Source organism: Rhodocytophaga aerolata, assembly GCF_030503435.1.
In the GTDB taxonomy this organism is placed as follows: Bacteria; Bacteroidota; Bacteroidia; order Cytophagales; family 172606-1; genus Rhodocytophaga; species Rhodocytophaga aerolata.
Genome location: NZ_JAUKPO010000037.1, coordinates 13,004 through 27,492 on the forward strand (window position 1 = coordinate 13,004; position 14,489 = coordinate 27,492).

Annotated in this window: 10 protein-coding genes; 8 read left to right on the forward strand and 2 right to left on the reverse strand. The window is 43.6% G+C overall.

All coding sequences use genetic code 11. The features are described from left to right. The first annotated feature begins 33 nt into the window (after positions 1–33). The 8 genes from Q0590_RS31405 (at position 34) to Q0590_RS31440 (ending at position 12,814) form a co-directional block, all read left to right on the forward strand. On the forward strand, positions 34–834 hold the full coding sequence (locus Q0590_RS31405) for a GNAT family N-acetyltransferase (protein ID WP_302041623.1): 801 nt from the start codon (positions 34–36) through the stop codon (positions 832–834). Positions 835–918: 84 nt separating this feature from the next. Further along, positions 919–1,437 (forward strand): hypothetical protein, encoded by a 519-nt coding sequence (locus tag Q0590_RS31410; RefSeq protein ID WP_302041624.1) that lies wholly within the window; start codon positions 919–921, stop codon positions 1,435–1,437. Next, entirely contained in the window at positions 1,437–2,132 is a 696-nt protein-coding gene (locus tag Q0590_RS31415) for a hypothetical protein (protein WP_302041625.1), read from the forward strand. The genes Q0590_RS31410 and Q0590_RS31415 overlap by 1 nt, the downstream gene beginning before the upstream one ends. Positions 2,133–2,565: 433 nt before the next feature. Further along, a complete protein-coding gene (locus Q0590_RS31420) occupies positions 2,566–6,627 on the forward strand; it encodes a hybrid sensor histidine kinase/response regulator transcription factor (protein WP_302041626.1) in 4,062 nt (1,353 codons plus the stop codon). A 169-nt stretch (positions 6,628–6,796) separates the two neighbouring features. Next, entirely contained in the window at positions 6,797–9,232 is a 2,436-nt protein-coding gene (locus Q0590_RS31425; RefSeq protein ID WP_302041627.1) for a TonB-dependent receptor, read from the forward strand. A 93-nt stretch (positions 9,233–9,325) separates the two neighbouring features. Beyond that, positions 9,326–10,405 carry a hypothetical protein gene (locus Q0590_RS31430; RefSeq protein WP_302041628.1) on the forward strand — a complete coding sequence of 360 codons (1,080 nt, stop codon included), beginning with the start codon at positions 9,326–9,328 and terminating at the stop codon, positions 10,403–10,405. Positions 10,406–10,407: 2 nt separating this feature from the next. After that, on the forward strand, positions 10,408–11,901 hold the full coding sequence (locus tag Q0590_RS31435; RefSeq protein ID WP_302041629.1) for an MBOAT family O-acyltransferase: 1,494 nt from the start codon (positions 10,408–10,410) through the stop codon (positions 11,899–11,901). Between the two features lie 262 nt (positions 11,902–12,163). Continuing rightward, positions 12,164–12,814, forward strand: coding sequence for an HAD family hydrolase (locus Q0590_RS31440; RefSeq protein ID WP_302041630.1), 651 nt, complete (start codon positions 12,164–12,166; stop codon positions 12,812–12,814). A gap of 302 nt (positions 12,815–13,116) precedes the next feature. Here Q0590_RS31440 and Q0590_RS31445 read toward each other — a convergent pair whose 3' ends face one another. Together Q0590_RS31445 and Q0590_RS31450 are read right to left on the reverse strand one after the other, a co-directional pair. Further along, positions 13,117–13,416, reverse strand: a complete 300-nt coding sequence (locus tag Q0590_RS31445; protein WP_302041631.1) for a hypothetical protein — start codon at positions 13,414–13,416, stop codon at positions 13,117–13,119. 11 nt (positions 13,417–13,427) lie between these two features. After that, a complete protein-coding gene (locus Q0590_RS31450) occupies positions 13,428–14,456 on the reverse strand; it encodes a papain fold toxin domain-containing protein (protein WP_302041668.1) in 1,029 nt (342 codons plus the stop codon). Between the last annotated feature and the right edge of the window lie 33 nt (positions 14,457–14,489).

Here is a 14,489-nt window from a genome sequence, read left to right on the forward strand (position 1 = left end):
ACCTTACTGCTTTCTACTAACAGAAAAATGAACATGTACATAGAACCTTTTACACCTACAGATCTTACCTCTTTGGCTGGTCTACAACCAGAAGGTTGGCCAGACATTGTCCCTGCTTATAGCTTCTATGTAAATTCCCCATTTTGCTTTCCCATCAAAGCAGTACTCAATACTAAAATTGTGGGTATTGGCACTACCATTATGCATAAATACACTGCCTGGCTGGCTCATATTATCGTTGATTCTAAACATAGAAATAAAGGCATAGGAGGGCGAATTACACAAAGCTTGGTGGAGAGCTTGCAAGCAAAAGATTGTGAGACTATCAACCTGATTGCTACTGACCTGGGTGCGCCGGTGTATGAAAAAATTGGCTTTGAAACACAAACGCACTATTTGTTTTTTAACCATCTTAAATCAGATCCTAGCTGGCAGATTTGTCCACATATTTTTCCCCTTACCGCCCATTATAAAGAGCAAATAGCCATCTTAGATCAGCAAGTAACAGGAGAAGAGAGAATGATGCTCCTTGAGCCTTATCTGACCAGCGGATATATTTATCAAGATAAGCAGGGAGTAGAAGGATTTTATTTGCCAACCTTGGGAGAAGGCTTGATCATAGCAAAGACCAATATAGCCGGAATAGAACTACTGAAACTGCGTCTTGCGACAAAAGATCATGCCGCTTTCCCGGTGGATAATGTAGAAGCTACTCAATTTTTGTATCAACATAACTTTAAAGAAGTTAGGAGTGCTAAACGCATGAGCTTAGGCAAGAAAAGGCCGGGGCTATACAACAGCCTCTACAATAGAATTGGAGGTAATCTCGGATAAAACACAACGTCTCAACATACGCCCCTTTTTGTATTACTAATAATTCCTCATATATTGCATATCGCAATTTGCGATATGCAATATATGAGGAAACATAAAGGAATGCGCCCACAAGATGTAGTGATCTTGCTTAAAATAGTGGCTCAAGATACTCAGGTCTGGAACTATCTTACACTGTCTTATGGACTTTCAATTAGTCAATCAGAAGTTTCTGAATCTTTGCATCGGTCTGCTTTTGCAGGTTTAATAGATAATGAGAAGAAATCAGTCTACAAAAAGGCGCTCTTAGACTTTCTTATCTATGGAATAAAATACGTTTTTCCAGTAAAACCTGGTGCTATTGTGAGAGGTATGCCAACTGCTCATTCAGCAAGGCCATTATCAGAAATCATTACCTCAAGTGAGATATACGTGTGGCCGGATGAAGAAGGGATAGCAAGGGGCCAAAGTATAGAACCTTTATATAGTAGTGTTCCTAAAGCAATTAAAGGAGATGTGCGCTTGTATGAACTGTTAGCTCTAGTAGATGCCATACGGGTAGGTAAAGCGAGGGAACGGAATATAGCTGTAGAGGAGTTAACCAAAAGAATGACATATAGCTAATGGTACACAGCAATATTGTACAGCTGCAAGCAGTAGCGAACGGGTTAAGTTCCTTACTAGATGAGGTAGTCTTTGTAGGAGGTGCAACTGTGGGATTATATGCCACTGATCCGGCCGCAGCAGAGGTTAGGCCAACAGATGATGTAGATTGTGTGATTGAGTTAGCCTCAAGAAATGCATTATATATTTTAGAAGATAGACTTCGTGTTATTGGCTTCCGCAATGATACAAGAGGGGGAGCACCTATTTGCAGATGGCTATATCAAAGTATAACCGTAGATATTATGCCTACTGATCCACATATTCTAGGATTTAGCAATCAATGGTATAGAGATGGGATCAAACAGGCCATTTGGTATAAACTACCAAATAGAGAATCTATTCAAATTTTTACTTCGCCTTATTTTATAGCTTCTAAATTAGAAGCCTTTAGGTCAAGAGGGGAGAAGGATATACGTACCAGTACAGATTTTGAGGATATTATCTATGTCTTTGATAATAGGCCATCCTTAGAAGAAGAAATCCGGCAAGCACCAATTACTGTAAGAAGTTATTTGCAAGATCAATTGGGCATGTTGCTTGCTAGCAAAGAAACCGATGAAGGTATTTATTGTGCATTACCAGTAGGATCAGGGGAAAAGCGGTTGAAAAGGATCAAAGATATTATGTATAAGGTAGTAAACCACTCCAATTGAATTACTCAAATTGCCTACTTGGATGCAGTTATAAAAACCTCCCCTTTCAGGTAACTCATCGATCAAGAATAAAGCAAATAATTTTACATGATCTTTTTCTACTTTTACTATTATTCTTTTCCCCTATTATTAGGATCTCATAAACTTATCATTGTCAATGTTAGCGAGAAAAATGATTTATAATTTATAAAGTATCTTCTAAAAATGTTGGAACCAATGCATCAAGCTAAATAATTAACAATTAACTATTAATCAAGCCAGTATTTTTAAGTAGTATATGGAAAAACTCTAAAGTTTAATTAAATTATATTCAGATTCAGTATGAGCTATGGGATTGCTGCTTCGAATATTTGCTATCCTTCTATTTTTGCATGTCCAAGCGTTGCTCGTAGGACTAATGCTCTGCTTTGCACAGGCTCAACCTGTCAATTTTATGCCTGCCCCTTTGCCGGAGGAAACTTCTTTTGGATTAATTACTGGCATTACCCAGGACAAACAAGGATTTATATGGATCAGCTCCAATTCTGGTGTTTTCCGCTTTGACGGGTACCGCTGGACAAGCTATCTTGATCCTGCCTCTCCAGTTAACAACCGTAGCGAGTGTATTTTTGCTGATGAAGATGGACCAATCTGGGTAGGAACTTTCTCTAGAGGGCTTTTTCAGGTAGACCCTGCGACAGGTGTATTTACACATGTCCGGTTAGGTACAAAAGCAGATTCTTTAACAGCAGGCAATTCCTTTGTAACGGTTCTCACCCAGGACCGGAATGGGAAGCTTTGGGTGGGTACCAATAATGGACTCTATCACCTGAACCCTAAGACCGGCCATTATATTCATTACCAGCATGATCCTGCGGATCCGCAGAGTTTGAGCCACAACCATGTGCGGGTGGTGTATGAAGACCGGAATGGAACTATCTGGGTAGGTACAGGCAGTCCCTGGGAATCATTACCCGGGGAAGGAGGATTGAACCGGCTCAACCCTAAATCCGGGATATTTACCCGTTATCTGCATAATCTACATGATCCTTCAAGCTTAGCTCATAATCAGGTGCGGGCTATTCTGGAAGATAGCCGGGGTACTTTCTGGATAGGCACTTTTGGCGATGGACTACATACCATGGACCGGGAAAAGGGCACTTTCAGGCGCTATCCGGCAGATACCCTTCATCCGGAAAAGCTCAGCCGTCCTTTTCCTTCCATCCAAGTACCTATGCCCTCCACTGTTGGCCTCACTACCCAGGATGGTGTTACGTTTATTCATGAAGATGCAGCAGGAAATATCTGGATCGGGACAAACGGTTCCGGGCTGGTGCACTATGCACCAGCAACCCACACAGTAACCCGCTACAACCCAATGCCTGGCCGCCCGGGCACACTCCAGGAAGCTGGCCCCTGGTGGGCACATACTTCAAGAGAGGGGATGTTATGGATTAGTACATATTTTGAAGGACTCTACCGGGTTGATCCACTGAAAAAACCTATCCCTTATCACCATATGGGATTCCCGGTTGCAGGTATTGCACAAGACACTTCCGGCAGGTATTGGCTGGGCACGCCTAAAGGACTTATGCTATGGGATACAAAAACCGGTATCAGGCGTCATTTTGTACATAATCCGAATGATTCAACCAGCTTAAGGAATGATACCATCCGTTCTTTACTCAAAGACCGCCAAGGAACATTGTGGGTAGGAACCCCAAAAGGCCTGCATCGCTTTGACAGGACTACCCAGGGTTTTACCCGTTTTCTGCATGATCCAAACAATCCCCATAGTTTACGCGGTAATTTCATTACTAACCTCCGCCTGGATAGAAAAGGCATGCTATGGGTAGGATCCGTACAAGGCCTGGACAGATTAGATCCGCGTACAGGTGGGGTAACGCATTATCCATTTACCGGAGGTCCGAACAAAGCTACCAGAATCACGGCTTTGCTAGAAGCAAAAACAGGCGATCTATGGGTGGGAGTCTATACCAATGGCATTTACCGCTTAGATCCCGAATCCGGTAAATATGCGCATTTCCTGGGCGATGCCATTGTTTTTACCCTCTGCCAGGATCACAGGGGTATCATATGGGCAGGTACAAATAATGGGCTTTTCTACCTGGAGGCTGATTCAGGTGATTTTAAGGCTTTTGTAAACCCCAATACAGGCAAAGGCATGCCACCCATGAAAACTATTATTGAAGATGATTACCATTCACTCTGGTTAAGCACCACTATAGGACTTATCAACTTGAATGAGAACCGCACCCAAATGCAGATTTATGGGAAGGACTATGGTGTAGATGGCGGGCAGTTAAGCAATTTTGCTATCCATAAAAGTCCAACCGGAGAATTATTCTTTGGTAGCCGGACAGGATATTTTACTGTTTCACCGGGTGAACATCTGAAACGGGATACCTTGGGCCCGCAAATAGCTATTACTGATTTTAAAATAGGGGAAGAGTTAGTGAAGCCAGGGGCAGAAAGCCCGCTTCAGGAGCCGCTTTCTGTAGCGAAACAAATCACGCTGCTTTACCATCAGAATTCCTTCACCTTTGAATTTGCAGCCATGCATTATGCCAATCCAGGGCAGAACCGCCATTTATTCCGCCTGGAAGGCTATGATGATGTCTGGCGTAGGGCGGGCAGTGAAAAAACGGCTTATTATTATAATGTACCTCCGGGCTCGTATACCTTCCGGGTAAAAGCAGCCAGCAGCCAGCAGGTATGGGCTGAAAAAGCCATTACCGTTGTGGTGCTGCCGCCCTGGTGGCTCACTGATTGGGCGTATGTAGCCTATGGAATTTTACTATTGGTACTGTTGCTGCTGGCACGGAATCAAATTATCCGGCAAGAAAGACTCAAAGCAGGTTTCCGCATCAAACAAGTAGAAGCAGATAAGTTAAGAGAACTCGATAGCCTCAAATCCCGGTTATTCTCCAACATTTCACATGAGTTCCGTACGCCACTTTCCCTCATCCGCGGAACCATTGAGAAATTATATAAGAATGAAGCTTCTTCCGAGCACAATTCCGATTATCAGCTGATCGACAGGAATGCTAGCCGACTTTTACAGTTAGTTAACCAGCTGTTGGATCTATCCAAGATAGAAGCTGGCAAAATGCAGGTAGATAGGCAGCCTTTGGATATAACCGGTCTTTTGAAGCAAATGGCTAGTTCATTTGTGTCCCTGGCCGAAAGCAAAGGTATTACCTACCGGTATTACTTGCCGGGTGAGGTTACTTATGCCGCAGCAGATGCAGATAAACTGCAAAAAGTAATCACTAACCTGCTATCAAATGCCTTTAAGTTCACGCTTTCAGGCGGAAGTGTCATCTTGCGGACCACATTGGAAATTACGGCTGCGCATGCTGCTACACTGCGCATCACGGTGGAAGACACCGGTATCGGTATTTCAAAAAGCAAACTACCCCACATTTTCGACCGCTTCTATCAGGCAGATAACTCAACTACCCGGCCCTATGAAGGCACCGGATTGGGTCTGGCGTTAACCAAAGAGCTACTGGATTTGCTTGGAGGCAGCATAGCGGTAGAAAGCACAGAAGGAAAGGGTACCGTATTTTCTGTTGAACTGCCCCTTGCCTTACTGCCTGCCTCTGCTGTTGAAGAGCCACAAGTCCAAACAACCGCGCAGGAAAACCCTGCTGACAGTGCAGCAATACCTCTCACTGCTTCAATAAACGGCAAAGCGGAAGGCAGCAAACCACAGCCGGAAACGATTCTTATCGTAGAAGATAATGCAGACCTGCGCCAGTTCCTGAAAGAAAGCCTGACCTGTCAGTATACTGTATTGGAAGCCGGAAACGGAGAGCAAGGTGTTGAGCAGGCACTGGAAAAAGTACCCGATCTGGTGATTTCAGACCTGATGATGCCTGGGATGGATGGTATTTCCCTTTGTGCTACACTTAAAACCGATATGCGCACCAGTCATATACCCCTTATTCTGCTCACGGCAAAAGCAGATATGGAAAGCAAACGGCAGGGGCTAAAAACCGGAGCCGATGATTATCTGACCAAACCGTTTTCTATCGAAGAGTTGCACCTCAGGGTGAAAAACCTGATTGAAGGCAGACGGAAGTTGCGGGAGTTGTTTAGCCGGCAGGTAAGCCTGGAACCTAGCGAACTAGCCGTCACCTCCACCGATACCCGTTTTCTGCAGAAGGTAATGGCGGTCATAGAAGCCAATATGGCTAATACAGCCTTTGATGTGGAAATGCTGAGTCGGGAAGTGGGCATGAGCCGGTCTAATCTGCACCGCAAACTTATGGCGCTGACCGGGCAAGCAGCCAATGAGTGTATCCGCACCATCCGCTTAAAAAGAGCCATCGGTTTATTTGACAAGGGAATTGGCAGTGTAGGAGAAGTAGCCGCACAGGTCGGGTTTAACAGCTTAAATTACTTTGCCAAGTGTTTCCGGGAAGCCTATGGCATGACTCCCTCCGAATATATCCATAAGAAAACCACTGCCGGGCAGCCGCAGGAATAACTAACAGTCCTTCCATCTGTGCAAATCCTGTCCTGACCAATGGAACAATTGTGTCAAAGACTAGAACAGGTGTTGCAAGCAACCAAAATTCCCTTCTTTTCAACATCAGTGCTCACCTGAAAGCACCTTTTAAACTTAGGTTTGGGTAGTACCAACAAAGGGATTACCTATGAAACCTATGCATGTTACCCCGTTATTTATCATCTGGTTCGTTCTCCAGTACTCTGGCTTTGCTATTGGTCAAACCTATCTGGCAGGCACGATACAAACCAGTGAAAAAGAAGGCATTCCCTTCGCAAATGTGCTGCTTCTGCAAGCAAAGGATTCTTCATTGGTAAAAGGCATGGTGAGCAGCCAGTCGGGCAAATTCAGGTTGGATCATATACAGGAAGGTACATACCTGCTGATGGCTTCCATGATAGGTTACAAGAAAACCTATTCTTCCCATTTTGCCATTTCTGCTGAACACCCACAGGTAGAGTTGCCTGCTTTGATACTTTTGCCGGAAACCAGGCAACTGGAACAAGTAACCGTAATAGCGCAAAAACCTATATATGAACAGCAAATTGACCGCACCATCATACATGTAGCCAACAGCATTATATCGGGTGGCAGTACCGCTTTGGAAGTATTGGAAAAAGCCCCGGGCGTAACCGTAGACCGGCGGAACGATGGCATTTCCCTGCAAGGCAAAGATGGTGTGCTCCTAATGATTGACGGGAAACAAACCTATCTGGCGATGGCCGATGTAGTAGCGATGCTGAGAAGCATGTCCAGTGATAATATCGAAAAAGTTGAGCTGATCACCAGCCCTTCAGCTAAGTATGATGCAGCAGGCAATTCAGGTATTATCAATATCCGCCTGAAGAAAAATAATACTGTTGGCACCAATGGTTCTTTGTCCATTGCCGGAGGCTCCGGGCGGTATGACCGGGAAAGAGGCAGCCTGCAAGTCAATCACCGCACACAAAAGTTAAATCTCTTTGGGAATGTAAGTGCTACCCGTGGAGGCAATTACTGGTTGCTAACTACAGACCAGGACAGACAGGCCGAAGACCAGCATACATTCATTAATCAGACGACAAATCTACGCTTTAGAGACCACGGACAGAATGCCAAAGCCGGAATGGACTATGTGCTGGGTAAAAATACAACGATTGGCCTGGTATGGAATGGCTTCTGGAGCAATCATCAGGAAAGCGGGCCAGCCAGTAGCTACTTCCGCAATCGACCTGACGGACCTGTATACATGGATGCGCAAACCGATAAAACCTTATCGAATGTAATTTCCAATCAGGTGGGAAACCTTAATGTTACGCACAAGTTTACAGGCAAAGGGGGAGACCTGACTGCTGATGTAGATATAGGCCACCTGCGGAAGGTATTTTCCAATGCATTACTGACAGCTACTACCTTTGCCGATCAGCCGGCAACTACTCTGGACGGATTGTTGAATTACATGCCGGTTGGCATCACTATTTTTACAGCTAAAACCGATTATAGCCAATCACTGTCTAAAAGCTGGAAAATGGAAGCAGGCTATAAATATAGCGCGGTAAAAACGGACAATGATTTAACCTTCAGTCTGGGGCCAGCAGGCGAACTGCAGCCCAATCCGCAGCTTTCCAATCATTTCCAGTACACTGAGCAAATTAATGCCCTCTATGCCAACTTTTGGGGGAAACCAATTGCTGCAACTGAAATAATTCTGGGACTTCGGGCAGAACATACACATCCTATTGCCCACTCACTCAATCTGCAAAAGCGGGTGGAAAGAAACTACCTGAACCTTTTTCCCAGTGTATTTATCTCCAGAACACTCAGCAGGCAGAACCGGCTCACTCTCTCCTATATCCGGCGCATCAACCGCCCTAACTATGAATTATTGAACCCTGGCCGTTCCTATGCTGATCCGTACCTATATACCCAGGGCAATCCCTATTTGCAACCCCAATACACCCAGACACTGGAGGTAAAACATGGGTATAAGGAAAAATTCTTTACTTCTCTGTCGGCCAGTTACACCGACAACCTGATATTTACGCTTGTCCAGCCCATTACCCAGACAATCACCGAGCGGCTGCCTTCCAACATTGGCAAATCGCAGATCTACACCATGTCCGTAAATTTTCCGGTAAATCTGCTGAAGGGATGGTCGCTACAAACTACGATATTGGGCTATTACAGCCGCTTTCAATACCGCTACCTGGAGCAGCCCTTTGCTGTAGAACAGCTGTCGGCCAGATTAAATGCCAGTAGTGCAATAATCTTAGGAAAAGGATGGACAGCTGAACTCAGCGGCTGGCTGAATACGCCCAGAATGAACACATTTATTCATTTTCCCTGGCTGGGCACCGTGGATGCAGGCCTGCAAAAAACACTCAATGCCAGGTTAAAAGCTAAACTGAGTGTGCAGGATCTGTTTCATACCAACCGGATCATAGGAGAGATTCATACGCTTAGTTTTAACAGAGACTTCCGGATTACACTCGATACCCGCGTAGCTATGCTGAACCTTACCTATACGTTTGGCAATGAAAAACTTAAGGGAACCAGGCAGCGAAAAACCGGCTCGGAAGATGAACTGCAGCGGACGAAAGAATAGGTATATACAAAACGGCATCCTGCCATACCTGCCAACCAAAAGCATTTACCAATCAAGTAATAAATACTCACCACTAACCTTAACCAAACTCTTATGCAAACACCTACCTATACCAGAGCCGCCTTAGGAACCTTACTACTGGTGGCCGCTTTTATTGCAGGCTGGGAAACATACTGGCGCAGCGAGGGATTTCCTGTTTCTTATAATGATGATGGGCCATTATGGGCCAATAAACGGAAAGAAATCTACCACTCCACAGCTTCTGCCCCGGTAATTATTGGTGCGTCCCGGATAAAGTACGATGTAGACCTGGCCACCTGGGAAAAAATATGCGGCCAGAAACCTGTTCAACTGGCCTTAGTTGGAACCTCCCCCAGACCAGTGCTGAAAGACTTAGCCGATGATGTAAATTTCAAAGGATTTGTGCTGGTAGATGTGTCGGAAGGATCTTTTTTTACACCCACCGGCTCACCATATGAAGCAAGAGCCAGAGAACGTATTGCTTTTTATCCCAAATGGTCACTTGCCCAGCAGGGGAGTTTTCAAGTTAACCGGGTGCTGGAATCAAGTTTTGTATTCTTAGACGACAGGTTTTCGCTAAGCGCTTTACTGCCGGCTTTGCCATTGCCCAAGCGGGAGAGCATAAAACCATCTCCTCCTGCCTTTCCCCGCGCATGGACATATGTCAACTTTGACCGGCAAACTTTCATGAGCCAGCAGGTAATACGCGATACAACCCTTCTTAACCAGGTAAAAAAAGTATGGATGTGGTCAATGTCCGTACAAAAAGGACACGGAGGCGATACCTTACAGACCATGCTGGATGAAGTAAAGCTCTGTATAGATAAGATAAAAGCCCGTGGAGGAAAAGTACTTTTTGTGAGGCCTCCCTCTAATGGACCTTACCGGGAGCATGAAAAGAAAGTTTTCCCCAGAGAACGCTATTGGGACAGATTACTGGCCTATACCCAAACAGCCGGGATCCATTTTGAAGACTACCCGGATCTCGCCCATTATCAATGCCCGGAATGGTCGCATCTGACACCTGAAGATGCCATCCCTTTTACTGCCAGCCTGATCCGCATCATGCGGCAAAAATCCGGGTGGTGGTCTTCCACTGGTCTTTCCACGCCTTCTTCCTTTACTTCAACTTCTTCCACAAACCGCTTCTGATCATGGTATTCAACTCCTATATATTCATTCTCTTTTTTGGCTTCGTATTGCTTCTGCACCACTTACCCTTTTCCTGGAAAGTAAAAAAGCTGAACCTACTGCTGGCAAGTTATCTGTTTTATGCACTATGGAATCCTCCTTTTATCGTGCTGTTATGGTTTTCTACCTTAGTCGATTATCTGGTAGGGCTAGCATTATATAAAGAAAAGAATGCCTGGAAGAGAAAATCTTTGCTGTTGGTAAGCCTGGTAGCAAATCTTGGATTACTTGGGTTCTTTAAATATGGAGGATTCTTGTTAGATAACTTCATACAATTGCTTTCCATAGCCGGTATTACTTACCAACCGCCCCAAATGGATATTATTCTTCCGGTAGGGATCTCGTTCTATACCTTTCAGACTTTATCCTATACACTGGATGTATATTGGAAGAAAACACCTCCGGAAAAGTCACTATTGGACTTCTCCCTGTTTGTCACCTTCTTTCCACAACTGGTAGCAGGACCTATCGTCCGGCCGGATGGACTCATTCCTCAATTTAAGCAACCTGTACAGGCAACAAAAGATCAACTGCTGTGGGGTTTATTTTTGCTTTCTCTAGGATTGTTTATGAAAGTAGGTTTAGCTGATGGAATGCTGGCAGTTCCGGCTGATACAGTATTTGGCGCAAAAGAGTCACTTGTACTGCTAGATGCCTGGATGGGGGTACTGGCTTTCTCTATGCAGATTTTCTTTGATTTTGGCGGTTATTCTACCTGTGCCATCGGGGTTGCCTTATGTCTGGGATTTACCCTACCTGATAACTTCCGATACCCTTATGCAGCCATTGGCTTTTCGGATTTTTGGCAGCGCTGGCATATTACGCTTTCAACCTGGTTGAGAGATTATTTGTACATTCCTCTGGGAGGAAATCGCAACGGTCATGCACGAACCTATCTGAATCTGATGCTTACAATGGTGCTAGGTGGGCTTTGGCATGGTGCCGCATGGACTTTTGTGGTATGGGGTGCCATGCATGGGTTATTTTTATGTGTGGAAAGACTATTGAAAGAATGGTTACATAACCCCAGCCAGTTACGCACAACAGCAGAACCAGCACTGGCTGGTAATATGGTGAGTAAATCTTCATTTATACCAACTGTTAAGTTACCCAAATTAGGTGTTAATTTCAGCCTGGCTTTACTTACCTTTTTTCTGGTGAATGTTACCTGGGTGTTCTTCCGGGCACCAGATTTTGCTACAGCAGGCAGGTTACTAGTTTCTATGTTCAATCTTGCCAGTGAAGGAAATCCGGTTTTGTCATATATGGAAATTCTGAAAGTAAGTGTGCTTACTATACTAGTACTCTTTTGCCATTGGTATATGCGAAATCGTTCTTTAATATCGATAGCAAGCCGTAACTCTTGGTGGATGCTCACTTTGGTATTGTCAGCTATGCTTATCCTGCTTATACTGACTCAGAAAAGCACCAATTCTTTTATCTACTTTCAATTTTAAAGTGTCCTCTTTTCGGGTGACCTCCTCCCAAAAAATAAGACCGTTTGGAAGTAAAGCCAAAGGGGAAGTTAATTTAACCCCCTCTTACTGATAGAATCCATTTCAGTGACGTATAGCAGAGAAGCCAGTTATAGAATGGGCAATTTATGTTTACCGGAAAAGCTTGATTGTAGATTCAGCGATAGGGCATTCTTCTAAGCAGCAAAATTTTGTTTTTTTGCTTTATTGCAGCTACATTTAACCCATTCTTGCCTTATCAACTATGCGCCTGCTTACTAATCTTAAGGCTGTACTCTTTGATCTGGATGACACATTGGTGCAAACCAAAGTTACCCGCTATCAAGCCATCATAGCTTTAGGAGAAAGGTTTTATAACTATTCCATCAGTGAAGCCATGATTGACCAGTATTGGGGAATGCCTCATCAACTTTTTTACACAAGCTTGTTTAAGGAAGTAGATACAGATGTAGAAAGAATTCTAAAATACCGAAGCCAACTTTGTGAGCAGTTCCCTAATGCCGCTTATCAAGATACCACACCCACAATTGAGTATTTAGCAAATAAATATATCTTAGGAATGATTACCGCATCAGGTAAGGAAATGATTGACTCAGAGATAGCCCCTTTGCATCTACCTTTAGATAAGTTCTTATTTATTCAAACTTCAGAGGATACCCACTATCACAAGCCAGATCCCAGAGTGTTTATTCCTGCCCTACATACACTAGCCGGTTATGATATAAGTTCTGAGCAGGTGTTGTATGTGGGAGACTCTTTAAAAGACTATCAGGCGGCCAAGGATGCCGGGTTGCAGTTTATCGGCATTGCTGATCGGACTACTTCCGGGCAAAGCTTTAGGCAAGCAGGCGCTCAATATGTTACTAGCCTGTCAGCGTTTACCCAACTAGTATAACTTCTCGTAATCCTTCCTTTTTGTGCTTTTTACATGTCATAAAAAATACCCCTTTCGAGTAACTCATTTACCCCTTACTCACTCCTCTGTAAAATTGAGGCTGAAGGGAGAGTAGTAGTTTAAAGGCAAAAAGCAAAGCTCAGCTTAAGCTGAGCTTTGTAGGAAGCTTCCCTCTAGCAGTTAATTCCATTTGAAGCTTTTCTCATCCGCCGGTTGTGGATCTTGAAGCTACTGTAATAGGGTACTTGTTCTGCTTCTTTAAAAGAATAGTGCCTTGCAAAGCACTACTTAAGAATATAATTTTAATTAGGCTTATCCTCATTAATAATCTTATCAAACAAAATAAAAAATTTAGCGAGAGCATCTGCTTCATCTTCAGAATAAAATAGTAGAATTCTATCCCATGAATGTGTATCTTTCATGTTGTAATAGTCTTCAACAGCTTCTTGAATATAATGCATAAGATGCATGTCCTCCACCCCAGTCATATCCCTTAAGTACCATCCATCTAAGAAAGCTTTTAGACAAGAAACACTTTTTTTACCTAGATAAGCACTTGGTCTTTCTTTTATTTTTAAAATTAGTTCTTTTATTGAATTCATATTTTATCTATTTAAAATGGAGTGACATCTACTTTGTATCCAAAGGGAGAATATAAATCTTTTATCCAAGTATCATAATCAATACCATCAGTATTGAAGTTATCATATATTTTCCCATCTATAAGAACGGCTCTATGAGTACCATTTGTTGCAATATTCTTCCCTAATCTATCGCTATGAATAGAGTATCCACCCCTTTTTCCATGAATAGGTGTAGTTATATCAATAATCTGCCCTTTTATTCCTGCTTTCTTAAGAGCATTTACAATAGCTTCTGCACATAGTTTGCATTGAAACTCTTTCGCATATTTTTTAGCAACAGCAGCTGCAATTTGTTGAGCAGTTTGTTTACCTCCTTGCTTTGCCATTGCAACAATAATAGCTGTTGTCCAAGCAGGAGCTGTTTTGATTGCATATTGTGCACCTATTTTTATACTCATTTTAACTCCAGTTCCTACTTCCGGAACTATATCAAGCCAATCAAGTGCATAATCCAAACCGTCTGCTTTATCATTTTCATCAAACACGCTGTGGCCCGTAGAATACTTTGAAACAGCATTTACAGCCGCCGTTGGTGGGAAAAACTCTAGGGCTTTCTTCATCTTTTGATGACCAGGGCCGTCTTCTACCCAATAGGCATCTTCATAAAAAGCCGGTTCCGCTGGAGCTGCTTGTTGTTTCTTTTTCTTAGAATCATCCCCACCTCCGCCATTACCCGGATCTTCTGATGAGCCGCCCGGATCACGGCTGGAAGGATCATTATCTTCCGGTAAGAGCCCACTTGGATCAGCTAAGGTGGAGGGATTGTTATAAGCATATTGATAAGGATTGATACTTGGAATGATAACAGTCAATAAATCTACTTGATGAAATCTGCCTACTTGCGGATCATACGACCGGAAAGCTGTCTGCACCCAACCTAACCCAAACTCCTCTAATTGTTCTTGACTCAAAAATTTGTGCTTATCATCTGGTGCGCCTCTCTTCTCAATACCGGCTAAATTAAGTCCGAAGGGATCATAATGATTTTCCTGTACAATGACCTTGTAGGTTCGCTAAATTTATTTGGGAGA